Below are 22,404 nucleotides of genomic sequence, written 5' to 3' on the forward strand. Positions count from 1 at the left end.
AAATGGCAATTTCTGCGCTTCCGGTGCTCACGTACGAAAGTACGCTGCGCTCCGGTTCTCGAAATCACCATTTTCGTCAGACCAACAGCAATTCTTGAACAGACTGCGACGCGCTGAAAACAATACGCCGGAGCGTCGTCCCGCTGCAGTCGGGCCGGCGCTCCGGCCATGCCAATGCAAAAGGTAACCCCCATGCGTTTCTGCCTTCTCCTTCTGGCTCTTCTCCTTCCGGTCCCCCTGGCGCAGGCCGCCTGCGAGGGGCGCGAGATAAGCCAGGGGCTGCAGGAAGGTCCTGTGTGCATTCCGCAGGCGCCAAAACGCATCGTCACGCTCGACCCACTGATCACGCTCGGCTTCCTGATCGAAATGGGCGCGCCCGTCGTCGGCACGCCCTATATGGCGATCCAGGACGAGACCGTGCTGAAGACGGTCAAGGAACAGGGCATGGCGGACCTCGGCAATCCCAAGGAGCCGAGCCTGGAACGGGTGGCGGCGCTGAAGCCGGATCTGATCATCGGCTCGGCCGAGGTGCATGGCCAGATCTACGCGCAGGCATCGCGCATCGCGCCCACCCTGCTGTTCAAACATATGGACTGGAAGGCCTATCAGGCTCTGCTGGCCGAGGTGACCAATCGGCAGGAGATCGCCGGGAAACAGCGCGCCGCCTATGAGCAGCGGGCGGCCGCCATCCGCGCGCGCATGGCCGAAAAGCCGCTGACCGTCTCGGCCGTCCGCCTCGCCCCCGGCCGCTTCGTCGTCTTCGTGGACGGGCCGCAGGCCTATGCGCCCTATGCGGTGCTGCACGAGGCCGGCGTGCGGCGCACGCCTTATGAGACAGTGACCGACGACACGATCGTCAAGCGCCCAGACTGGGAGGAACTGGCCAATCTGGAGGGCGACGTTCTCCTTTATGTCGTGGCGAGCGGTTTCGACAGCGGGCCGGATGACGCCCTCGAAAAGGAGGTGACGGCCAACCCGCTCTGGCAGCTGCTGCCGGCCGTGCACAAGGGCCGCGCCCATCGTGTTGACCGCGATGCCTGGCAGAGTTTCCACGGCATCGCCTCGGCCCAGCGCATTCTCGACGATGTCGAGCGCTATGTTCTGGACGCGCGATGAGCGTGCCAATGTCGGGAAAGCCAGCCCCGGGTGGCAGGCCGCGCGCGGGGCTGATGCTCGGCCTTCTCGGCGCCCTGCTTGCCGCCTCCTGCCTGCTCTCCCTCTGTCTGGGCCCGCGCGGCATCGGCTTGGGCACCGTTTTCGACGCGCTGCTGCGGTTCGATGGCTCGCGCGAGCATCTTCTGGTGGTCACCCTCCGGCTTCCCCGCATGCTTGCCGCCGTGCTGGCGGGTAGCGCACTGGCGGTCTCCGGCGCCATCATGCAGGCGGTGACGGGCAATCCGCTGGCCTCCCCGGGCCTGCTCGGCATCAATGCCGGCGCGGCCTTTGCGGTGGTCGCGGTGATGACGCTGACAGGCGGCGCCAGCGGCGTGCCCTTCCTCTGGGCCGCCTTTGCCGGGGCGGGTGCGGCGGCCGTCACCGTCTATCTGCTGGGCGCGGTGTTTTCGAGCGTTCACGCCGCGCTCGGCCTGGTGCTGTCGGGCGCCGCCATCGCCACCTTCCTGACCTCGCTGACCAGCGCCGTGCTGATCTTCGACCAGAGCACGCTCGATGCCGTGCGCCTGTGGACGGCGGGCTCGGTCTCGGGACGAACATTGGCGGAGGCCGTTGGCACCGCGCCCTATATCGGGCTCGGCCTAAGTCTCGCTTTTCTGCTCGGCCGGCATCTGACCGTGCTGAGCTTCGGCGCCGATGCCGCCCGCGCGCTCGGCCAGAGCCCCGTTTTCTGGCGCGGCGCCGCCATTCTGATCGTCATCCTGCTGGCCGGCAGCGCCGTGGCGCTGGCAGGGCCCATCGGCTTCGTCGGCCTCATCGTGCCGCATATCGTCAGGATGCTCATCGGCGTGGATTACCGCTGGATCCTTCCCTTCTGCGCCGTCGGCGGCGCGCTTCTGGTGGTCGCGGCCGATTGCCTCGGCCGCAGCCTTCTGGCCAATCAGGGCTTTCCGGTCGGCGTGACGATCGCGCTGATCGGCGCGCCTTTCTTCATCTGGCTCGCGCATAATCGTCTCAGGAGCACCGCGTGACCCAGCCATCGGCCAGACAAGCGGCGCGAAAGGCGGGGACGCTCTTCCGGAAAAAGCCGCGGCCACGGCCGGGATCGGGCGCAGCGGATCGTTTGCGCTTTTCGATCCTGTGCCTCACCCTCGCGCTGCTGCTCGCCGCCCTTTTCGCGGCCAGTCTGGCGCTCGGCGATGTGCCGGTCTCCTGGCGCGCGCTTGCCGCCATGCTCGGGGGCGGATCGGATGTCAGTCCCGACGCGCGGATGATCGTGGTCGATCTGCGCCTGCCGCGGGTGCTTCTTGGCGCGCTCGTCGGCATGGCGCTGGCGATCGCCGGCACGATCTCGATCGCCATTATGCGCAATCCGCTGGCCGAGCCGGGCGTGCTCGGCATCAATGGCGGCGCGGCGGTCGGGGCCATGGTCGTCATCGTCGTCCTGCGTGATCCGCCGGTCTTCCTGCTGCAGGCCTCGGGCTTCTTTGGCGCGCTCGCGCTGGCCGCCGCCGTCTATCTCCTCTCCTGGCGCGGCGGAACCGCCTCGCTGCGCATCGTGCTGATCGGCGTGGGGCTGAGCGCGCTGACCGGCGCGGTCACCAGCCTGCTGGCCGCCACGGGCGATCTCGCGGCGGTTCAGCGGGCGATGATCTGGCTGGCGGGCAGCGTCTATGATGCGAGCCTGCTCAAGGTGGAGCGGCTCCTCTCCTGGTTGATCCTGCCCGCCGCGCTGACGCTTGCCCTTGCGCGCGAACTCGATCTGATCGCCTTCGGCGACGGCACGGCCAAGAGCCTTGGCCAGCCGGTGGAGCGCGTGCGCGCACTGATGATCCTGCTGTGCACGGTGATCTCGGGTGCGGCCGTGGCGGTGTCGGGGCTCATCGGCTTCGTCGGTCTTCTCGCGCCGCATATCGCGCGGCGGCTGGCTGGGCCCGTGCATCTCCGCATCCTGCCGGTGGCGGCGCTTGTCGGCGCCTGCCTCGTCACCGCCGCCGATCTTCTGGGCCGCCTCGTCATCGCCCCGGCGCAGGTGCCGGCAGGCATCGTCACCGGCCTCCTTGGAGCGCCCTTCTTCATCTATCTCCTGTGGGGGCGCCGGCATGGCAGAGGATGAGCGGAACCTGAACGACCGGCAGAGCGGGGCGACCAAGCTCGCCGGCGTGAATCTGCGTCTGGCCTATGGGCCGCACAGCGTGGTCGAAGGCCTCGACATCGCGCTCCCGGCACGACGCTTCACCGCGCTGATCGGCCCCAATGGCAGCGGGAAGTCGACCATCCTGCGCAGCCTTGCCGGGCTGATGCGCCCCGCGGGCGGCACGGTTCTGCTCGACGGGCGCGGCATCGCCACGCTCTCCACCCGGGCCCTGGCGCGCCAGATCGGCGTGCTGCTGCAGGGCCCGGTCGCGCCGGAAGGGCTGACGGTCGGCGATCTCGTCGCCCAGGGCCGCTATCCGCATCGCGGGCTTCTGTCCGGCTGGTCGGCGCAGGACCAGGCGGCCTGCGACGAGGCGCTGCGACTGACCGGCACCGGCCATCTGGCCGACCGCGCGCTCGACAGCCTCTCCGGCGGCCAGCGCCAGCGCGCCTGGATCGCCATGACGCTCGCCCAGCGCAGCGAGGTGATCCTGCTCGACGAACCCACGACCTATCTCGACCTCGAACACCAGATCGAGCTGATGAACCTCATTCGCACGCTCGTGCGCGACCATGGCAAGACGGTGGTCGCGGTGCTGCATGACATCAACCAGGCGGCGCGCTATGCCGATCACATCGTGCTGCTGAAGGCCGGCCGGCGCGTCGCCTCGGGACCGCCGGCGCAGGTCATCTCCGCCCGCGCCATCGAGGAGGTGTTTCAGGTGCGCAGCATGATCATCGAAGACCCCGTGGCGGGCACACCTCTGTGCATACCGCTCGCCCATGAGTCGGAGCGGGACAGGCGGCCGTCACAGCGAGAGACGTGATGAAAATGCAACAGGCCGCAAGTTTCCCCAACAGCGTGCAAGGGCGCCGCCGGGCCATTGGCGGATCCGCGCGAAGAAGAATCCGGCAACAAAAACAGGCATAAACATGATTGTTTTAATCATGTTTTGTCGGCAGCGCGCTTCCGGAGCGTTCGCCTGCGCTAACCTGTTGCGGTTGAAAGATTTTTTAAGAGCAGCTAGCCCTTGCTGATCGACGGACGGGCGCGGCCCTGTCCTCTCTTTCTTCGCTTGGGAAACACGTGCCGATGTCACGCTCCTCCGCCTCTCCCATCCCCGGGGACAGCCCTGACGGCCTCGATCTCTTGAACCGGGCCATCGAGCTTTATTATGCCGATATCACCCGGGCCGTCCGCCGCCGTGGCCTCGGCCTGGCGATGGCGTCGGACATTGTCCACGATCTCTATGTGAAGCTGGCGGCGCGGCCGGAGACGCTGCGCGACAAGCGCTCGCTCAAGGCCTTTCTCTGCCGGGCGGCGATGAATCTCGGCATCGACCATCTGCGACGGGAGACGATGGAGGCGCGGCTGTTCTCCGGCGACGAACAGGAGGCGCTGGCCGTCGCCAATCCCGGCCCGGCGCCGGACCACGCCCTGGAGGTGGAGGCCCGCATCGCCATTCTGCGGGATGCGATCGCCGAGCTGCCGCAGCGCCGGCGCGCCGTCTTCATCCTGCACCGTCTGCATCATCTCTCGCCTGATGAGATCGCCCTGAAACTCGGCATTTCCCGCAATATGGTCGATCGGCACCTGCGCCGGGCATTCGCCCATTGCCTCGATCGGCTTCTGTGAGAGCGTGATCCCTGCCCGCTTCACCTAACAAACAAAAGGATCTAGATCGGCAGAGTCCTTAGGTGGCGTGGTCAAACGTCTGCATCATGGACGATACGAGCTGGAGACGCCCATGCCAGGCAAGGATGCGACGGATGCGCAGCGCAAACGCAACCGCGAGGCCGCCGACTGGATCCTGCGCAATGGCGACGCTCGACGGACAGAGGCGCAGAAGCGGCGGTTCGAGGCATGGCTCGCCGCCGATCCGGAAAACTGTCGCACCTACGAGGCGGCGGAGCGGCTGATGGGCGATGCCCGGCGCGCGATCGAATCCGACCCCGACCTCAGCACGGCCCCGCTCAACGCGCGCACTCGCACCGGGCCAGTCCTCCTGTCGCTGCTGCTTCTGGCCGGCGCCGGCGCGGGTTTCGTCGCGCTCGATGGCCCCATGCGGCTGCAGGCCGATCTCATCTCGGGAACCGGCGAAATGCCCGTCGTCACGCTCGAGGATGGCTCGGTCGTCCAGCTGAACGCCTCCTCGGCGCTGGCGCTCGATTTCAGCGAAACGCGGCGCGGGGTGCGCCTGCTGCGCGGTCAGGCCTTCTTCCAGGTGGCGCATGATGCCGGCCGCCCCTTTTCCGTGGAGGCCGGGCCGACGCGCGTGACCGCGCTCGGCACCGCCTTCGACGTGCGATACGGGCAGGCCGAAACCGACGTCGCCGTGACCGAGAATGCCGTGATCATCGAGCGGGCCGACGGCCAGGGTGCGCCGCAGCGGGTCACGCAGGGCGAACAGGCGCGCATCGCGGAAGAGACCGGCAAGGCCGAGGTGACGCCGGTCGACCCGCTGGTCGCGCTGGCCTGGCGCCGTGGGCAGATCGCCCTCGACAACGTGCCGCTCTCCTTCGTGGTCGAGGAAATGAACCGCCATCGCGCCGGCCGCATCGTCATCGCCGGCTCGGCGCTCGCTGAACGCCGTGTCAGCGGCACGATCGCGGTGGCCGATACCGACGCCGCGCTCGCCTTTCTGAAGCAGGCGCTCGGCATCCGCTTCACCCGGCTCGGTCCCCTGATCGTCATCCGGTCCTGAGCACGGATAAATGGGGCCGCGGAGAAAGACCCGCTCGGCGAGACGTTGCGCGCCGTCTGCCCGGGCTTTGGCGCGCATGGACACGCGCCGCATCAAAAAGGCGTGCTGGCCCTCACGCATGCCACGCGCACTTGTGCAGCGCTGGACAGGCTTGCTGGCAAGCTCCTATAGTGTTGGGATCGATAGGTGCGATGCAGCAAACATGAACATGGTCAATCCCACTCTTGCGCCAGACAGCCTGCGCGAGGACGCAATTCATTCCAATCCGCAGCGGCTCGGCGCACGGCTCCGGCTGGCCCGGCAGACGCGCGGGCTGACGCTGAAGGCGCTGGCGCAGGCGGCCGACTGTTCGGAAAGCCTCTTGTCCAAGATCGAGAACGGCAAGGCTTCCCCCTCCCTGCCGATGCTGCACCGGCTGGTCAGGGCGCTCGATTCCAACATCGGCTGGATGTTCGAGGAGACCGACACGGATGAGGGCGTGATCTTTCGTGCCGGCCAGCGCCCGCTGATCTCGCTCGATCCCCTGCGCCGTGGCGAGGGCATCTCGCTCGAACGCATCATTCCCTATTCGCCCGGCCATCTGCTCCAGTGCAACATTCACCACATCGATGTGGGTGGAGAGGGCGCGGGGCCGATCCAGCATGTGGGCGAGGAGGTCGGTTATGTCCTGTCCGGCGAGATCGAGCTTATGATCGGCGACAAGACCTTCCGGCTGGCCAGCGGCGACAGCTTCGTCTTCAATTCCGAGCTGCCGCACTGGTACCGCAATGTCGGCAGCGAGCGGGCCTCGATCTTCTGGGTCAACACGCCGCCGACGTTCTGACCAGGCGCCCAGAAAGGCTGCCCGGCCTCCCTCTTCGCAGCGCCATTCAAGGCGCTTGACAAGAATTCAAGTTACTTGAATATTAATCCCCGTCAGATCGGCGCCGCAAAAGGCGTCTTACAAGGGGAACCAAAAAATGGGTCGGACTCGCTCACTTTTCGGCTGCGCCGCAGCTCTCGCCATGACGCTTTCCATGGGCGTCTCGCATGCCTTCGCCGAAACCTTCGCGCTGGTGACGATCAATCAGCAGGCGCTGTTCTTCAACCAGATCAATGACGGCGCCAAGGCGGCGGCAAAGGCGGCCGGCGCGGATCTCGTGATCTTCAACGCCAACAACGTTCCCTCTGCGCAGAACGACGCGATCGAGACCTACATCACGCAGAAGGTCGACGGCATCATTCTCGTCGCCATCGACGTCAACGGCGTGAAGCCGGCGATCACCGCGGCCAAGAAGGCCGGCATCCCTGTCATCGCCATTGACGCGCAGATCCCCGATGGCGACAACATCGCCTTTGTCGGCGTCGACAACACGGCGGCTGGCAAGGACATCGGCACGTTCTTCTCCGATTACGTCAAGAGCGATATGGGCGGCGCGGCCAAGGTCGGCGTCGTCGGCGCGCTGAATTCCTTCATCCAGAACCAGCGTCTCGACGGCTTCAAGGCCGCCGTGTCGGCCGGCGGCCAGAAGGTCACCTTCCTTGACACGGTCGATGGCCAGAACGTGCAGGACGTGGCGCTTTCGGCCGCCGAAAACCTGATGACCGCCAATCCCGACATGAACGCGCTCTATGCCACGGGCGAGCCCGCTCTGCTCGGCGCCGTCTCCGCCGTCCCCAGCCAGGGCCGGACCGACTCCATCAAGGTCTTCGGCTGGGATCTGACCAAGTCCGCCATCGACGGCATTGACCAGGGCTTCGTCACCGCCGTGATCCAGCAGGATCCGGCCGGCGAAGGCAAGGCCGCGGTCGAGGCGCTCATGAAGGTGAAGAAGGGCGAGACAATCGACAAGATCATCAACGTTCCCGTCACCATCGTCACCAAGGCGAATGTCGATCAGTACAAGGCCATGTTCAAGTAAGCCGGACTGCCGCCGTCTCTCCGGCCTTCGCAAGGAGGCCGGAGAGACGCATTCACAGCAAGGGCATCGAACATGACCGACACCTCCGTCAGCCGCGTCCGCATGGCCGGCATTTCCAAGCGCTATGGCGCGCTCAAATCGCTCGACAACGCATCGCTCGACCTGAAGCCCGGAGAGGTTCTCGGACTGGTGGGCGACAATGGCGCGGGCAAATCCACCATCAGCAAGGTTCTGTCTGGCGCCGTCATTCCCGACAGCGGCACCATCGAAATCGATGGCAAGGCCGTGTCCTTCGCCTCGCCGGCCGACGCCCGCGCCGCGCGCATCGAGATGGTCTATCAGGACCTCGCGCTCTGCGACACGATCGACGTTGCCGGCAATCTCTTCCTCGGCCGCGAGCCGAAGCGGCGCATCGCCGGCGTTCCCTTTCTCGACAAGACGCTGATGCATGAGCGCGCGCGCGACATGCTCTCCAATCTCGGCATCGTCATTCCCGATACGCGGATGAAGGTCGAGAACCTCTCGGGCGGCCAGCGCCAGTCGATCGCCATCGGCCGGGCCGCCTCCTTCAATCCTTCTGTTCTGATCATGGACGAGCCGACCGCCGCGCTGGCCGTGGCGGAAGTGGAAGCCGTGCTGGAGCTGATCCGCACCGTGTCGCGGCGCGGCGTCTCGGTCATTCTCATCACGCACCGCCTGCAGGATCTCTTCCTGGTCTGCGACCGCATCCAGGTCATGTATGAGGGCCGCAATGTCGCCGAGCGGCGGATCGCGGAGACCAATATCGAAGAGGTCGTCAACCTGATCGTCGGGCGCAAATTCGCCGCCCGCTCCGCAGGCCACGCCACTGAAAGGAGCGTTTCCGCATGAGCGCCGAACCCAATGCCTATGCCGGCCATGCACCGCGGATGCGCGAGGCGACCCTCCTCGACAAGATCATCGCCCATGGCGGCGTGATGTCGATCGCGCTGTTCTTCATCGTCTGCTGCCTGTTCTTCTCGCTGACGACGGGCGCCTTCCTGACGGCGCCGAACCTGCTGAATATCGTGCGCCAGTCCGCGCCGCTTCTGATCGTGGCTGCGGCCATGACCTTCGTCATCACCACGGGCGGCATCGATCTGTCGGTCGGCTCCGTGCTGGCGCTGACGGCGACGCTGTCGGCCGCAGCCCTCCAGGCCGGCATTCCCTGGCCCGTCACGATCCTCCTCATGCTGGCGCTCGGCGCCGTCGTCGGCATCATCCAGGGCTATTTCATCGCCTATGAGCGCATTCCCGCCTTCATCGTCACGCTGGCGGGGCTGTCGATCATTCGCGGTGTCGCCCTGCTGATCACCGGCGGCTATTCGATCCCGATCGAGCCGACGAGCCCCTTCGTGGCGATCGGCCGCGCCTGGGTCTTCGGCATTCCCGCCCCTGCCCTGATCGCGATTATCGTGCTTGCGGTCGCCTATCTCGCCTTCAACGAGACGCCGTTCGGCCGCTACGTCACGGGCGTGGGCGCCAACAACGAGGCCACGCGCCGCGCCGGCGTCGATACCCGCCGCGTCGTGCTCTGGGTCTATGTGCTCTCGGGCATGGCCGCTGCTAGCGCCGGCATCATCCTTGCCGCCCGTCTCGGCTCCGGCTCCTCCAATGCCGGCCAGGGCTTCGAGCTGGACGTGATCGCGGCCGTGGTGCTCGGCGGCACCAGCCTGTTCGGCGGGCGCGGCTCGCTCGTCGGCACCATTCTGGGCGCCCTTACCGTCGCGGTTCTGGCCAATGGCCTGATCCTGTCGCACCTCTCGCCCTTCTTCACGCCGATCGTCACCGGCTTCATCATCCTCGTGGCCATCTGGCTCAACTTCCGCCTGTTCAAGGGCGGGGCCAGGAGGCGCTGAGATGCTGGATCATCTGTTTGCCGAGGGGCCGCGGGAGCGCCACCCCATCGGCGTGGCGACGGGATGCGCGATGACGGTGACCGGACCGGTGCCGGTCGACGATCTCGGCATCACGCTGATGCATGAGCACATCTTCCTCGATGGCGCGCGCAGCTGGATCTGCCCCTGCCACCCGGACGAGAAGGCGATCGCCGAGCAGAAGGTCTCCATGGAAATCATCGGCGAACTCCGGATGAACCCCTACATGAACCGCGACAACGTCTCGCTGGACGATGGCGATCTCGCGCTCAGCGAGTTGAAGCGGTTCCAGGCGCTCGGCGGCTGCACGGTGGTGGAAACGACCAATTTCGGCATCGGCCGCGATGCGGAGGGGCTGGCGCGCATCGCCCGCATGTCGGGACTCAGGATCGTCATGGGCACCGGCTTCTATCTCGAGCACACCCATCCCGACTGGCTGAAGGCCATGGATGTGGAGGCGGTCACGGACTTCATCGTGCAGGATGTCGGCGGCGGGGAGACCCAGCCGGAGATCATGGCCGGCATCATCGGCGAGGTCGGCGTCAGCCGCAATTTCACCGCAGAAGAGGAAAAGTCGCTCCGGGCCTCGGCGCGCGCCTCGCGCATCACCGGCCTGCCGCTATCAATCCATCTGCCGGGCTGGGAGCGGCTGGCCCATCGCGTGCTCGATGTGATCGAGGAGGAAGGGGCGGATCTGCGCCACACCGTGCTCTGCCACATGAATCCGAGTCATGACGATCTCGATTACCAGATGGCGCTCGCCCGGCGCGGCGCCTTCCTGGAATACGACATGATCGGCATGGACTATTACTATGCCGATCAGGACGCCCAGTCGCCCTCCGACGAGCAGAATGCCCGCGCCATCGCCACGCTGGCCGACCGGGGCTTTGCCGACCGGCTGCTGCTGTCGCAGGACGTGTTCCTGAAGATCATGCTGACCCGCTATGGCGGCTTCGGCTACGGCTACATCCTCAAGCACTTCCTGCCGCGCCTGAAACGCCACGGCGTCGACCAGGCGACCATCGACCGCATGCTGGTCGAAAATCCGAAAACCGTCTTTTCCTCCGGGCGCTAGGCGCCTGATGTCTTTCACGGAGTTTCCATGACCAAGAAGAAAATATTGCTCGCAGGCGAATCCTGGGTGTCCACGGCGACCCATATCAAGGGCTTCGACCAGTTTCCGACCGTCACCTATCACACCGGAGCCGACGAGCTCCTGAAGGCGCTGAAGGACAGCCCCTTCGACGTGACCTTCATGCCGGCCCATGAGGCGCAGCGCGATTTTCCGACGACGCTCGGAGGGCTTGAGGCCTATGATGCGATCGTGCTTTCCGACATCGGCGCCAACACGCTGCTGCTCCATCCCGACACCTGGATTCATTCCAGGCGCACGCCGAACCGGCTGAAGCTTATCAGGGACTACGTCGCCAAGGGCGGCGCGCTGCTGATGTTCGGCGGTTACTACTCCTTCCAGGGCATCAATGGCGGCGCCCGCTTCCGCAACACGGCGGTGGAAGAGGTTCTGCCGGTTTCCTGCCTTGCCTTCGACGACCGCGTCGAGGTTCCCGAGGGCTTCACGCCGGTCGTGTCAGGCGATGCCAGCCATCCGATCCTCAAGGGCATCACGGGGGAGCTCCCCTATCTGCTCGGCTTCAACGAGGTGACGCTGAAGGACGGCGCCGAGCAGCTGATGACGGTGTCTTCCGAATATGGCTCCCTGCCGCTGCTCGTCACCGGCACCTATGGCGAGGGACGCTCGCTCGTCTGGACCTCCGATGTCGGGCCGCACTGGCTGCCGCCGGAATTCATCGCCTGGCCGGACTACAAGACCCTGTTCGAGCAGATGCTCGCCTGGGCGACCGGTTTGGCGACGGACTGAGCCTTTCCCATGGCCATACACGTCGTCGGCAATGTCTGCGTCGATATGAGCTTTCGCCTCAAGCGGCTTCCGCGCGCGGGGGAGACGCTGAACGCGCAGAGCGCCGGCGAAGGGCTCGGCGGCAAGGGCGCCAATCAGGCGGTGGCGGCTGCACGCACCGGCGCGGCCGTGACGCTCTGGGCGCCCGTCGGCAACGACCCAGTCGGCCTCTGGATGGGCGAGCGGCTGGCCGCCGAGATCACAACGCTGCGCCTGTCGCGCCTCGACCTGCCGAGCGACCGGTCCGTGGTGCTGGTGGATGGCAGGGGCGAAAACCTGATCGTCACGGCGGCGGCCTGTGCCGAGGCCTTCGATCCCACGGCCGAGGGCGCGCTGGCCGCCGCATGGCGGTCGGGCGATGTGCTGCTGATGCAGGGCAATCTCCCGATTGCCGCAACCGTCGCCTGTCTGCGACAGGCGCGCGCAAGCGGGCTCTTCACAGTGCTCAATCCCAGCCCCCTGCCGGAGGACGTGCGGGATCTTGCCATGGTCTCGCTTCTGATCGCCAATCGCCCGGAGGCCGAGAGACTGACGGGCGAGGCCGACCCGCAGCTCGCCGCCCGGAGGCTGCGCGCGCTTGGGGCGGAGGCGGTGGTGATCACGCTCGGCGGCGAAGGCGCCCTCGTGCAGGACGGATCTTCCAACCTGCACATTCCGGCCCGCCAGGCCGAGGTGATCGACACGAGCGGCGCCGGCGATTGCTTTGCCGGAACGCTCACCGGGCTTCTCCATCGCGGCATGCCGCTGGCGAAAGCCGCTGAGGTGGCGAGCGCAGCCGCCGCGCTTTGCGTCGGCCGCCCCGGAACCATGGCGGCCTTTCCGACACGGGCGGAGCTTTTCGCCCTCGTCCCTTCCCTGAAAACGGACATTGCGTGATCGCCCGCGCAACCCCCCGCACAACCCAATGTGAGCAAGCCCACTATGAGCAAACCCATCGGACGCCAGGACCAGACGGTGCTGAAAACCCTCTTCGGCCGGGACAAGCCCATCATCGGCGTCGTGCACCTGATGCCCCTTCCCGGCGCCCCGCGCTATGACGACAAAGGCGTCGAGGCGATTTATGAACGCGGGCTTTCGGATGCGCGCGCCTATCTCGCCGGCGGCTGCGATGCCGTCATCGTCGAGAACCATGGCGACGTGCCCTTCTCCAAGCCCGACGACATCGGCCACGAAACCTCGGCCCATATGGCCGTCGTTGCCGACCGCATCCGCCGCGAGCTCGGACGTCCGATCGGCATCAATGTGCTGGCCAACGCCGCCATTCCCGCGCTGGCCATCGCCTCGGCCTCCTCGGCCGCCTTCATCCGCGTCAACCAATGGGCCAATGCCTATGTGGCGAACGAGGGCATCGTGGAGGGCGAAGCCGCCCGCGCCATGCGCTACCGCGCCCAGCTGCGCGCGCGCGGCATCCGCATTTTCGCCGATGCCCATGTCAAGCATGGCGCGCATGCGATCGTCGGCGACCGGCCGGTGGAGGAGCAGGTCAAGGATCTGGTCTTCTTCGATGCCGATGTCATCATCGCGACCGGCCAGCGCACCGGGCACGCCGCCGACCTCTCCTATATCGACATGATCAAACAGGCCGCCGCGCTGCCCACCCTGGTCGGCAGCGGCGTGACCCATGACAATGCCAACGACATCCTCTCCGTCGCCGATGGCGTGATCATCGCCAGCGCGCTGAAATATGACGGCGTCTGGTGGAATGCCGTGGATCCGGACCGCGTCATCCGCTTCATCGCAGGCCTCGATCGATGAGCATTCAGGCAAGGGTGAATGGCGGGCGTCTCATCCAGGCGCTCGCCGATTTCGCCGCCATCGGCGCAACGCCATCAGGCGGCGTCAACCGTCAGGCACTGAGCCCGGAAGATCGGGCCGCCCGGCGCCTTCTGGCCGAGCGGGCGCTGGCGCGGGGATTTTCCGTCCATCAGGACAATGCCGCCAACCTCTTCATCCGCCGCGACGGCACGGACCATGCGCTGCCGGCGCTGATGATCGGCAGCCATCTGGACAGCCAGCCGACCGGCGGGCGTTTCGATGGCGCGCTCGGCACGCTCAGTGCTTTCGAGGTGCTGGAGGCGCTGGCGGACGCCGAAATTCCAACGGCCCGCGCCATCGAAGTGGTCAGCTTCACCAATGAGGAGGGCAGCCGCTTCACGCCGGGCTGCATGGGCTCCATGGCCTTTGCCGGGGTGCAGGCGGTGGGCGACTGGCAGGGCGCGACGGCAACGGATGGGGCACGGTTCGAGGACGAGCTTGCCGCGACGCTGGCCGCGCTGCCGGAGGCGCGGATGCGGCAGCAGCGCGCCGAGATCTTCGCCTTCGTGGAGCTGCATATCGAGCAGGGGCCGGTTCTGGAGCGCGCCGAAGTGCCGATCGGTGTCGTGACGGGTGTCCAAGGCACGCGCTGGATCGAGGTTACCTTCACCGGCGAGGCCGCCCATGCCGGCACCACGCCGCGCGAATTCCGCAAGGACGCGATGGCCGCCGCCGCCCGGGCCATTGCCGAGCTTCAGGCCGAGATCATGCCCTGCGATCCGCAGGCGCGCCTGACCGTGGGGCGCTTTTCCCTTGAGCCCGGCTCGATCAACGTCATCCCGCGCCAGGTCTCCTTCACCGTCGATCTCCGCCACCCCGACGGCGCGGCGCTCACCGAGATCGAGCAGCGGCTTGGCGACACCTGCGCGCGCGCCGGAGCGCAAGCGGGCTGCACGCTGGCGATCGAGCGTCGCCTCGACATGCCGCCCGCCCGCTTCGCGCCGGCGCTCGCCGCGGCCACCGAGGCGGCCTGCCGCAGGCTCGGCATCGCCTCCAGGCCTATGACCTCAGGTGCCTTTCACGACGCGCTCTTTGTCAACCGCGTCGCGCCAAGCGCGATGATCTTCGTTCCCTGCCGCGACGGCGTCAGCCACAACGAAGCGGAATTCGTCGCGGACGACCATATCCTTCATGGCGCGGAGACGCTTCTGGAACTCGCGCTCGATCTCGCCAATCGCCGGGAAGCTCTGTAACACCCGGCCTCACCTGCATGCGGCCGGGGCTCCGTCCCTGAAGGACAATGCGCAGGCGAGGCGCCCGTCCCCCCCGGAGCCGTGGTCGGCGAAGCGGCCTCAGACGATGCCGCCACCGCCGCCCTGCACCTTTGGCCGCTCGGCCGCCATGCGGGCGCGGTAGCCGGAGGCGCGATAGCTGGCGAGCGGGTCGATGGCGCCGCCGGCGCGGCGGCGCGCTTCGGCCAGGATCGGCTCGACATCGGTGCGATAGGCGCGCTTCAACGTTTCCGAGGCCATCAGCGCGTCATTCTCCTCCTGAAAGCCGGAAAGCGCGGCGCGGTCGACCAGAAGCGCCTGGGCATAGGCCCGGCGGATCTCGTTGGCACTTGCCATCAGGCTTTCGATCGGGTCGGTGACATTGTGCGACTGGTCGATCATATGGGCGGGATGGAAGGCCTCGACACCGCGATGCTCGGCATCGACCAGCTCGTTGAAGACCAGGAACAGACGGTAGGGCTCGATGGCGCCGGCATCGAGATCGTCATCGCCATATTTGGAATCGTTGAAGTGGAAGCCGCCGAGCTTGCCGAACTGGATCAGCCGGGCAACGATCATCTCGATATTGGTGTTGGGCGCGTGATGGCCGAGGTCGACGAGGCAGAAGGCCTTTTCGCCCAGCGTGTTGGCGATCAGATAGTTGGTGCCCCAATCCTGAACGACGGTCGAATAGAAGGCCGGCTCATACATCTTGTGTTCGGAGAACAGCCGCCAGTCCTCCGGCAGCGCCTTGTAGATCTCGGCCATGGCGGCGAGATAGCGCTCGAAACTCCTGGTGAAATGGCTCTGGCCGGGAAAGTTGGAGCCATCGCCGATCCAGACCGTCAGCGCCTTCGAGCCGATCGCCTTGCCGAGCGCGATGCATTCGAGATTGTGTTCCACCGCCTGGGCGCGCACGGCGGCCTGGGTATGGCTGAGCGAGCCGAACTTGTAGGAATGCGCCTGGTCCGCCGCATCCGAGAAGGTGTTGGAGTTCATGGCGTCGAAGGTCAGGCCGAGGCTCTCGGCCTTTTCGATGAGGAGCTTCGGATCGGCCTTGTCCCAGGGGATATGCAGCGAGACGGCAGGTGTCGCCCGCGTCAGCTCCTGAATGACCGCGCAATCGTCGAGCTTGTCGAAGATCCCGCGCGGCTCGCCTTCTCCTGGAAACCGGGCAAAGCGCGTGCCGCCAGTGCCCACACCCCAGGAGGGAACGGCCACGAAAAACGCCGCAACCTTTGCCGTGACGCTCTCGATATCGATCCCGGAACGGGCGAGCTTCTCGCCGAGCGCCTGATAATCCGTCTTGAGCGCGGCGCCGCGGCGCTCATGGTCGGCGGCAATGATATCCGCGCCGATGCGTGTACTGGTCATGTCGATCCTCCCGCATGTCTCTTGGCTGGCCCTCCCAGGCCAGCATGGTGTCCTTGACCGTCGGCCAGCAGTCCTCCGCCCATGTCAGACGGATGCGAAGGCCGCTTCTCCAGTCCGCCGGCTTGCGCACAAATGTGACCTGCTGCTTCGATGGCTGGGCGGTCGCCATCGAGCCTCACAGAGTTGCAAAGGCGCAATTGGCCTAGCGCGTGAAGCTCTGCGCGTTGCCGGCGTCGACATTCAGGATGTTGCCGGTGGATTTTGCCGAGGCGTCGCTGGCCAGGAAATAGATGGCTTCGGCGATGTCTTCCGGCAGCACGTTGAGCTTCAGCATCGAGCGCTTGCGGTAATGCTCCTCCAGATCCGTCACCTCGATCTTCGATGAGGCCGCGCGCTGTTCGCGCCATTCGCCGCTCCAGATCTTCGAGCCGCGCAGGACCGCGTCGGGATTGACCGTATTGACGCGGATGCCGGCTTCCGCCCCTTCCAGCGCCAGGCAGCGGGCGAGGTGGATTTCAGCGGCCTTGGCGGTGCAATAGGCAGAGGCGTTCGGCGAGGAAGCAAGACCGTTCTTGGAAGCGACGAAGACGACATTGCCGCCCAGCGCCTGACGGCGGAACAGGCGGAAGGCTTCGCGCGAGACCAGGAAATAGCCGGTCGCCAGGATGTCGATGTTCTTCTGCCACATGGCGAGCGAGGTGTCCTCCACAGGGGCGGAGGAGGCGATGCCGGCATTGGAGACGAGAATATCGACACCACCGAATTCGACGCAGGCGCGGGCGAAGGCGTCGGTCACGGCTTCCTCGCGCGTCACGTCAAGGGTCACGCTGCGCACGGCATCGGCCGAATGGCGCGCGGCGAAGGCCTTGTGGGTCTCGTCGAGCGCTTGCGTATCGATATCGGCCAGCACCACGCAGGCGCCCTCGGCCGCCAGCCGCGCCGCCGTGGCCCGGCCGATGCCGCCGGCGCCGCCGGTGATGAAGGCCACCCGGCCCGCCAGCGATTTCGGCTTGGGCATGCGCTGCAGCTTGGCTTCTTCGAGCAGCCAGTATTCGATGTCGAAGGCCTCCTGCTCCGGCAGGCCCTGATACTGCGAGACGGTGGAGGCGCCGCGCATCACATTGATGGCGTTGACGTAGAATTCGCCGGCGATGCGGGCCGTCGCCTTGTCCTTGGCAAAGGAGAACATGCCGACGCCGGGCATCAGGAAGATCACCGGATTGGGGTCGCGCATGGCGGGCGAATTGTCGTGGCGGCAGGCCTCGTAATAGCGAGCATAGTCGGCGCGATAGGCCTCGAGCGCCGCATCGAGACCGGCGACGATCGCATCGAGATCACCGTTGGCCGGATTAAAATCGAGGATCAGCGGGCGGATCTTGGTGCGCAGGAAATGATCGGGGCAGGAGGTGCCGAGCGCGCCGAGCGGCTGCAGGTCGCGCGAATTGACGAATTCCAGCACGGCCGGCTGGTCGTCAAAATGGCCGAGCTTGCGCTCCTGCCGGCCGATGCGGCCGCGGATTTCCGGCATCAGCCGGGCGGCCATGGCCCGGCGCGTCTCCGCGTCGAGGCTCGTGGCCACCGCGCCGCCGAAGATCGTCTTGCCCTCGGTCTTTGCGGCAAACCAGGCGATCGCCTTGTTGATGATCTCGAGCGTCAGCGCGTAGCAATCCTTCGCATCGTCGGCCCAGGTGAACAGGCCGTGGCTTTCCAGCACCACGCCCTTGGCCTGCGGATGGGCACGGACAAAGGCTTCGAGATCCAGGCCGAGCTGGAAGCCGGGGCGGCGCCAGGGCAGCCAGCCGATCTCCTCGCCGAAGATCTCGCGCGTCAGCTCCTTCGAGTTCTTCGAGGCGGCAATGGCGATGATCGCGTCGGGATGCATGTGATCGACATGGCGGAAGGGCACGAAGCCGTGGAGCGGCGTATCGATCGAGGCGGCGCGGGCATTGAGGTTGAAGGTGCAATGCGGCAGGAAGCCGACCATGCGGTCCTCGTCCTCGACCCCGCGATAAAGACCCTTGAGCGCCTGCAGCTTGTCCATATAGAGCGTGGCGAAGCCGTCGAGCTTGATCGTGCCGACATCGCCGCCCGATCCCTTGACCCAGAGCACTTCGACTGTCTGGCCGCTCAGCGGATCGGTCTCGGCCACCTTGGCCGAGGTGTTGCCTCCGCCATAATTGGTGATGCGCTTGTCGGCACCGAGCAGGTTGGAGCGGTAGAGAAGCTTGCCGGGCTCGTCGAGCGTCGCGGCATAAGCATCGTCCCAGCAATTCTCGAGAAGCCGGACTTCTGCCGTCATGTCATCCTCCCAATCTATGACGTCTTTGACGGTCGCGCCCCTGGGGGATAGCGACGTTGACGTGATATGAACCGGGCCTCGTCAACTTGTCAATCGGTTTCGATCAAATTCGATAATGTTGCAGCGCATCATGAAATTTTATGATCGAAACTGATTGACAGCCGATCATGGTTCCGAAATAGTTGCGGTCAGGAGAAAGCCCATGCACGAACGCGAACGCCATCGCATCATCCTCAGCGCGGTCCAGGAGAAATCCGTGGTGACCATTCAGGATATTTCCGACCTGACGGAGGCGTCCGAGGCGACGATCCGGCGCGACATCGCGTCCCTGCATGTTCAGGGCAAGATCCGGCGCGTGCGCGGCGGGGCCGAGGCCGTGCATCCGCCGCAGCTCGGCAATCTTGCAGGGCGTCCGTTTAAAGTTTCAGAATCGGTCAATATCGACAAGAAGCGCGCAATCGCGCGCGCCGCTGTCGATCTCTGCGATGCGGGCGATGCCATCATCATCAATGGCGGCACCACCACGTTCCAGATGGTGCATTACATGCTCGGCCACCGCATGCAGGTGATGACCAATTCCTTCGCGATCGCCGAACATCTGATCAAGCATTCCAAGAACGCGGTCACCCTGCCGGGCGGCGCGGTCTATCGCGAGCAGAGCCTCATCCTCTCGCCTTTCGAGAATGATGCGATCCGCAATTTCTACGCCCGGCGCTTCTTCATCGGGGCGCAGGGCATCGGTCCGCTCGGCATCATGGAAGCCGATGCGCTGATCATCCAGAGCGAGCAGAAGCTGATGCAGCAGGCCGACGAGCTGGTGGTGCTGGCCGATTCCAGCAAGTTCCGCCGCCGCTCCAGCCTGATCCTGTGCCCGCTGGAGCGGGTGACGACGCTGATCACCGACGACCAGATGCCAGACGACGCGGCCGCTATGGTGGAAGCGCGCGGCGTGAAGCTGATCGTTGCAAGTCCCGCGGCCCAGAGCGCTGCGGGCAATGAAGAGGACAGTTCCGTGGCGTGAAGCGGTTGCGCGACGGAGCGGAGGAGGAACCGCGATGTTGTTTGAAATGGGAGGAAAGACCATGAAACTCAAGACAGCTCTCGCCGCCGGCGTGGCGCTGGCCGTGGCCCTGATGGCGGGCGCCGCCTCGGCGGCCGACATGAAGATCGGCCTCGTCGTCAAGTCGCTCGGCAACGGCTTCTTCGAAGCCGCCAACAAGGGCGCGCAGGAAGCGGCCAAGGAACTCGGCGGCGTCGAGATCATCTATACCGGCCCGACCACCACGACGGCCGAAGGGCAGATCGAGGTGATCAACGCGCTGATCGCGCAGGGCGTCAATGCCATCGCCATTTCCGCCAATGACCCGGATGCCGTGGTTCCGGCGCTGAAGAAGGCGGCCCAGCGCGGCATCAAGGTGATCTCCTGGGATTCCGGCGTGGCGCCGGCCGGCCGCATCCTGCAGCTCAACCCCTCGTCCAACGAGCTGATCGGCAAGATGTGCCTGCAGCTGGCCGCCGACCATCTCGAAGGCGGCAAGGGCGATTTCGCCATTCTTTCGGCCACCACCACCTCGACCAACCAGAATATCTGGATCGGCGAGATGAAGAAACAGCTGAAGGACTTCCCCGGCCTGAAGCTGGTGACGACGGTCTATGGCGACGACCTCTCAGACAAGAGCTATCGCGAGGCCCAGGGCCTGCTGACCGCGCATCCCGACGTCAAGGTCATCGTGGCGCCCACCACGGTCGGCGTGCTCGCGGCCTCCCAGGCGGTGAAGGATGCCGGCAAGATCGGCCAGGTCTATGTCACCGGCCTCGGCCTTCCCTCGGAAATGGCGGGCGCGATCAAGTCCGGCGCGACCAAGGAATTCGCCATCTGGAACCCGATCGACCTCGGCTACACCGCCACCCAGATCAGCTATCATCTGGTCAAGGGCGATACGGACGGCAAGCCGGGCTCGGAAATCGAAGCCGGCCGCATGGGCAAGATCAAGGTCGGCGCCAATGGCGAGGCGGCCATGGGTGACCCCTTCGTCTACAATGCCGGCAATATCGATCAGTTCTCGAAGGTCTTCTGAGATCGATTCGCCCACCGCATAGCGGACGATCGCCAAGGCCCCCTCACCCTGCCCTCTCCCCGATGGGGAGAGGAGACACCTGCCCCAAGCCGATGCCTTACCAGCAACGAGCGGCGGCTGGATGGCCTCTCCAGCGGGGATCCGCAGAACAGGACGAGCCACACGGCTCGTCCCCGGTCGGGTGCCAGCAGCCGGATGAGAGGGATTCGGAGGCTGAAACCGCTCGATCATGCTGTGAACATTGCGTGCGCTTGATCATGATCGATCATGACCGGAGGCGATCGTTCGACTTCCTCAAAGCCCTTTCGGCGTCGAAGGGCGCTCGATTTTCAGTCCGACGCTCCGGCGGTCGATCAACCGGATCTATCCCATGCAAGCCCGTGTCCCACAGGTCTCATCATGAACGCAACCATCCCGAAGCCTCTGGCCGCGCCGGCGACGCAGGCCGCGCCGATCCTGGAAATGCGCGGCATCTCCCAGGTCTTTCCCGGTGTGCGCGCGCTGGACGGTGTGGCGGTCGCGCTCTATCCGGGCCAGGTCACCGCGCTGATCGGCGAAAACGGGGCCGGCAAATCCACGCTGGTCAAGATCCTGACCGGCATCTACCGGCCGAGCGAGGGCGAGATCCTGATCGACGGCCAGCCGGTGCGCTTTGCCAATGCGCAGGCGGCGCTTAACGCCGGCATCACCGCCATCCATCAGGAAACCGTGTTGTTCGATGAACTGACGGTGGCTGAAAACATCTTTCTCGGCCATGCGCCCCGAGGCCGGTTCGGACGGATCGACTGGGGGCGGATGATGGCGGAAGCCGCGAGGCTGCTGGTCGCACTGGAGGCGCCGATCGATCCCGGCCTGCGGCTGAAGGAGCTGTCGATCGCCCAGCGGCACCTGGTGGCAATTGCCCGCGCGCTGTCGACTGAAGCCCGCATCGTCATCATGGACGAGCCGACGGCGGCCCTGTCGCGCAAGGAGATCGACGATCTTTTCCGCATTGTGCAGACGCTCAAGGATGCGGGCAAGGCCGTGCTGTTCATCAGCCACAAATTCGACGAGCTCTACGAGATCGCCGAGAATTTCGTCGTCTTTCGCGATGGCCGCTCGGTCGGCGCCGGCCGGCTGAAGGAGACGCCGCAGGATGCCATCATCCGCCTTATGGTCGGCCGCGACGTCAAGAACGCCTTTCCGAAACTGCCGGTGACGCTCGGCGGGCCGGTGCTGGAGGTCAAGGCCTATACCCATCCCACCGAGTTTCGCGACATCTCCTTCACCCTGCGCAAGGGCGAGATCCTCGGCGTTTACGGGCTGATCGGCGCCGGCCGTTCGGAGCTGGCCCATGCGCTGTTCGGCATCACCCGCCCCTCGTCCGGCGCGCTGGCGCTGGAGGGCCGGCCGCTGACGGTCGCAACGCCGCGCGACGCCATTGCCGCCGGCATCGTCTATGTGCCGGAAGAGCGCGGCCGCCATGGCCTGGCCCTGCCGATGCCGATCTACCAGAACATGACGCTGCCCTCGCTGGCGCGCACTTCGCGCAGGGGTTTCCTGCGGGCGGCGGAGGAATTCGCGCTGGCGCGCAGCTATGCCGAGCGGCTGGACCTGCGCGCCGCCGCCCTCTCCGTGCCCGTCGGCACGCTGTCGGGCGGCAACCAGCAGAAGGTGGTGATCGGAAAATGGCTGGCGACCAAGCCGAAGGTCATCATTCTCGATGAGCCGACCAAAGGCATCGACATCGGCTCGAAGGCGGCCGTTCACGGCTTCATCTCCGAACTCGCCGCCGAGGGCCTGTCGATCATCATGATCTCCTCCGAGCTGCCCGAGGTTCTGGGCATGTCCGACCGGGTGATGGTGATGAAGGAAGGGCTGATCTCGGGGATGTTCGACCGCGAGAGCCTCAGCCCGGAAACCCTGGTGCGCGCCGCCACCGGCAATGCCTAGAGCATCGGACTGGAAACAGCACTCAGT

Annotated in this window: 21 protein-coding genes; 18 read left to right on the forward strand and 3 right to left on the reverse strand. The window is 65.9% G+C overall.

The annotated features are described in order from the left end of the window. Positions 1-192 precede the first annotated feature (192 nt). The 4 genes from BJF92_RS21875 to BJF92_RS21890 all read left to right on the forward strand — a co-directional run bounded on the left by BJF92_RS21875 (position 193) and on the right by BJF92_RS21890 (position 4,076). Complete coding sequence (locus BJF92_RS21875) at positions 193-1,116, forward strand: iron-siderophore ABC transporter substrate-binding protein (protein WP_075636856.1); 924 nt, start codon at positions 193-195, stop codon at positions 1,114-1,116. Between the two features lie 8 nt (positions 1,117-1,124). Next, the gene (locus BJF92_RS21880) at positions 1,125-2,144 is read left to right on the forward strand and encodes a FecCD family ABC transporter permease (protein WP_143524148.1); all 1,020 of its coding nucleotides are present in this window, start codon (positions 1,125-1,127) and stop codon (positions 2,142-2,144) included. Between the two features lie 92 nt (positions 2,145-2,236). Next, positions 2,237-3,229 (forward strand): FecCD family ABC transporter permease, encoded by a 993-nt coding sequence (locus BJF92_RS21885; RefSeq protein WP_075636858.1) that lies wholly within the window; start codon positions 2,237-2,239, stop codon positions 3,227-3,229. Continuing rightward, positions 3,216-4,076, forward strand: coding sequence for an ABC transporter ATP-binding protein (locus tag BJF92_RS21890; RefSeq protein WP_075636859.1), 861 nt, complete (start codon positions 3,216-3,218; stop codon positions 4,074-4,076). The genes BJF92_RS21885 and BJF92_RS21890 overlap by 14 nt, the downstream gene beginning before the upstream one ends. Here BJF92_RS21890 and BJF92_RS25375 read toward each other — a convergent pair. Further along, the gene (locus BJF92_RS25375; RefSeq protein ID WP_143524149.1) at positions 4,059-4,349 is read right to left on the reverse strand and encodes a hypothetical protein; all 291 of its coding nucleotides are present in this window, start codon (positions 4,347-4,349) and stop codon (positions 4,059-4,061) included. The genes BJF92_RS21890 and BJF92_RS25375 overlap by 18 nt on opposite strands. Between BJF92_RS25375 and BJF92_RS21895 the strand changes: the two genes are divergently transcribed. The 11 genes from BJF92_RS21895 (at position 4,343) to BJF92_RS21945 (ending at position 14,676) form a co-directional block, all read left to right on the forward strand. Continuing rightward, positions 4,343-4,885 (forward strand): RNA polymerase sigma factor, encoded by a 543-nt coding sequence (locus BJF92_RS21895; protein WP_075636860.1) that lies wholly within the window; start codon positions 4,343-4,345, stop codon positions 4,883-4,885. The genes BJF92_RS25375 and BJF92_RS21895 overlap by 7 nt on opposite strands. Before the next feature lie 112 nt (positions 4,886-4,997). Beyond that, positions 4,998-5,954 carry a FecR family protein gene (locus BJF92_RS21900; RefSeq protein WP_075637027.1) on the forward strand — a complete coding sequence of 319 codons (957 nt, stop codon included), beginning with the start codon at positions 4,998-5,000 and terminating at the stop codon, positions 5,952-5,954. A gap of 208 nt (positions 5,955-6,162) precedes the next feature. Continuing rightward, positions 6,163-6,777, forward strand: coding sequence for a cupin domain-containing protein (locus tag BJF92_RS21905; protein WP_143524162.1), 615 nt, complete (start codon positions 6,163-6,165; stop codon positions 6,775-6,777). Positions 6,778-6,913: 136 nt separating this feature from the next. Beyond that, positions 6,914-7,855 (forward strand): ABC transporter substrate-binding protein, encoded by a 942-nt coding sequence (locus BJF92_RS21910; protein WP_075636862.1) that lies wholly within the window; start codon positions 6,914-6,916, stop codon positions 7,853-7,855. Between the two features lie 72 nt (positions 7,856-7,927). Continuing rightward, positions 7,928-8,725 (forward strand): ATP-binding cassette domain-containing protein, encoded by a 798-nt coding sequence (locus BJF92_RS21915; RefSeq protein ID WP_075636863.1) that lies wholly within the window; start codon positions 7,928-7,930, stop codon positions 8,723-8,725. 38 nt (positions 8,726-8,763) lie between these two features. Further along, positions 8,764-9,732 carry an ABC transporter permease gene (locus BJF92_RS21920; protein WP_075637028.1) on the forward strand — a complete coding sequence of 323 codons (969 nt, stop codon included), beginning with the start codon at positions 8,764-8,766 and terminating at the stop codon, positions 9,730-9,732. A gap of 1 nt (position 9,733) precedes the next feature. Continuing rightward, entirely contained in the window at positions 9,734-10,825 is a 1,092-nt protein-coding gene (locus BJF92_RS21925) for a phosphotriesterase family protein (RefSeq protein ID WP_075636864.1), read from the forward strand. A gap of 27 nt (positions 10,826-10,852) precedes the next feature. Then, a complete protein-coding gene (locus BJF92_RS21930) occupies positions 10,853-11,629 on the forward strand; it encodes a glutamine amidotransferase (RefSeq protein WP_075636865.1) in 777 nt (258 codons plus the stop codon). A 9-nt stretch (positions 11,630-11,638) separates the two neighbouring features. Next, positions 11,639-12,544 carry a PfkB family carbohydrate kinase gene (locus BJF92_RS21935; protein ID WP_075636866.1) on the forward strand — a complete coding sequence of 302 codons (906 nt, stop codon included), beginning with the start codon at positions 11,639-11,641 and terminating at the stop codon, positions 12,542-12,544. 45 nt (positions 12,545-12,589) lie between these two features. Beyond that, positions 12,590-13,423, forward strand: coding sequence for a BtpA/SgcQ family protein (locus tag BJF92_RS21940; protein ID WP_075636867.1), 834 nt, complete (start codon positions 12,590-12,592; stop codon positions 13,421-13,423). Further along, a complete protein-coding gene (locus tag BJF92_RS21945) occupies positions 13,420-14,676 on the forward strand; it encodes a Zn-dependent hydrolase (protein ID WP_075636868.1) in 1,257 nt (418 codons plus the stop codon). The genes BJF92_RS21940 and BJF92_RS21945 overlap by 4 nt, the downstream gene beginning before the upstream one ends. Before the next feature lie 99 nt (positions 14,677-14,775). On the opposite strand, the gene rhaI is transcribed toward BJF92_RS21945, so the two are convergent. Next, positions 14,776-16,068 (reverse strand): L-rhamnose catabolism isomerase, encoded by a 1,293-nt coding sequence (gene rhaI / locus BJF92_RS21950; protein ID WP_075636869.1) that lies wholly within the window; start codon positions 16,066-16,068, stop codon positions 14,776-14,778. A gap of 202 nt (positions 16,069-16,270) precedes the next feature. After that, complete coding sequence (locus tag BJF92_RS21955; RefSeq protein ID WP_075636870.1) at positions 16,271-18,367, reverse strand: bifunctional rhamnulose-1-phosphate aldolase/short-chain dehydrogenase; 2,097 nt, start codon at positions 18,365-18,367, stop codon at positions 16,271-16,273. Positions 18,368-18,569: 202 nt separating this feature from the next. Here BJF92_RS21955 and BJF92_RS21960 point away from each other — a divergent pair, with 202 nt between their 5' ends. From BJF92_RS21960 to BJF92_RS21970, 3 genes are all read left to right on the forward strand, one after another. Then, positions 18,570-19,388 (forward strand): DeoR/GlpR family DNA-binding transcription regulator, encoded by an 819-nt coding sequence (locus tag BJF92_RS21960; protein WP_075636871.1) that lies wholly within the window; start codon positions 18,570-18,572, stop codon positions 19,386-19,388. A gap of 61 nt (positions 19,389-19,449) precedes the next feature. Then, complete coding sequence (rhaS, locus tag BJF92_RS21965; protein ID WP_075636872.1) at positions 19,450-20,445, forward strand: rhamnose ABC transporter substrate-binding protein; 996 nt, start codon at positions 19,450-19,452, stop codon at positions 20,443-20,445. A 399-nt stretch (positions 20,446-20,844) separates the two neighbouring features. Then, positions 20,845-22,377, forward strand: coding sequence for a sugar ABC transporter ATP-binding protein (locus tag BJF92_RS21970; RefSeq protein WP_075636873.1), 1,533 nt, complete (start codon positions 20,845-20,847; stop codon positions 22,375-22,377). Positions 22,378-22,404 lie beyond the last annotated feature (27 nt).

Source organism: Xaviernesmea rhizosphaerae, assembly GCF_001938945.1.
GTDB classification, from domain to species: Bacteria; Pseudomonadota; Alphaproteobacteria; order Rhizobiales; family Rhizobiaceae; genus Xaviernesmea; species Xaviernesmea rhizosphaerae.

What these genes read in the sequence shown, in the direction of transcription:
- BJF92_RS21875 (WP_075636856.1), top strand. Translation starts at nt 193, where the DNA reads ATGCGTTTCTGCCTTCTCCTTCTGGCTCTTCTCCTTCCGGTCCCCCTG.
- BJF92_RS21880 (WP_143524148.1), top strand. Translation starts at nt 1,125, where the DNA reads ATGTCGGGAAAGCCAGCCCCGGGTGGCAGGCCGCGCGCGGGGCTGATG.
- BJF92_RS21890 (WP_075636859.1), top strand. Translation starts at nt 3,216, where the DNA reads ATGGCAGAGGATGAGCGGAACCTGAACGACCGGCAGAGCGGGGCGACC.
- BJF92_RS21895 (WP_075636860.1), top strand. Translation starts at nt 4,343, where the DNA reads ATGTCACGCTCCTCCGCCTCTCCCATCCCCGGGGACAGCCCTGACGGC.
- BJF92_RS21900 (WP_075637027.1), top strand. Translation starts at nt 4,998, where the DNA reads ATGCCAGGCAAGGATGCGACGGATGCGCAGCGCAAACGCAACCGCGAG.
- BJF92_RS21905 (WP_143524162.1), top strand. Translation starts at nt 6,163, where the DNA reads ATGGTCAATCCCACTCTTGCGCCAGACAGCCTGCGCGAGGACGCAATT.
- BJF92_RS21910 (WP_075636862.1), top strand. Translation starts at nt 6,914, where the DNA reads ATGGGTCGGACTCGCTCACTTTTCGGCTGCGCCGCAGCTCTCGCCATG.
- BJF92_RS21915 (WP_075636863.1), top strand. Translation starts at nt 7,928, where the DNA reads ATGACCGACACCTCCGTCAGCCGCGTCCGCATGGCCGGCATTTCCAAG.
- BJF92_RS21920 (WP_075637028.1), top strand. Translation starts at nt 8,764, where the DNA reads ATGCGCGAGGCGACCCTCCTCGACAAGATCATCGCCCATGGCGGCGTG.
- BJF92_RS21925 (WP_075636864.1), top strand. Translation starts at nt 9,734, where the DNA reads ATGCTGGATCATCTGTTTGCCGAGGGGCCGCGGGAGCGCCACCCCATC.
- BJF92_RS21930 (WP_075636865.1), top strand. Translation starts at nt 10,853, where the DNA reads ATGACCAAGAAGAAAATATTGCTCGCAGGCGAATCCTGGGTGTCCACG.
- BJF92_RS21935 (WP_075636866.1), top strand. Translation starts at nt 11,639, where the DNA reads ATGGCCATACACGTCGTCGGCAATGTCTGCGTCGATATGAGCTTTCGC.
- BJF92_RS21940 (WP_075636867.1), top strand. Translation starts at nt 12,590, where the DNA reads ATGAGCAAACCCATCGGACGCCAGGACCAGACGGTGCTGAAAACCCTC.
- BJF92_RS21945 (WP_075636868.1), top strand. Translation starts at nt 13,420, where the DNA reads ATGAGCATTCAGGCAAGGGTGAATGGCGGGCGTCTCATCCAGGCGCTC.
- rhaI (WP_075636869.1), bottom strand. Translation starts at nt 16,068, where the DNA reads ATGACCAGTACACGCATCGGCGCGGATATCATTGCCGCCGACCATGAG.
- BJF92_RS21955 (WP_075636870.1), bottom strand. Translation starts at nt 18,367, where the DNA reads ATGACGGCAGAAGTCCGGCTTCTCGAGAATTGCTGGGACGATGCTTAT.
- BJF92_RS21960 (WP_075636871.1), top strand. Translation starts at nt 18,570, where the DNA reads ATGCACGAACGCGAACGCCATCGCATCATCCTCAGCGCGGTCCAGGAG.
- rhaS (WP_075636872.1), top strand. Translation starts at nt 19,450, where the DNA reads ATGAAACTCAAGACAGCTCTCGCCGCCGGCGTGGCGCTGGCCGTGGCC.
- BJF92_RS21970 (WP_075636873.1), top strand. Translation starts at nt 20,845, where the DNA reads ATGAACGCAACCATCCCGAAGCCTCTGGCCGCGCCGGCGACGCAGGCC.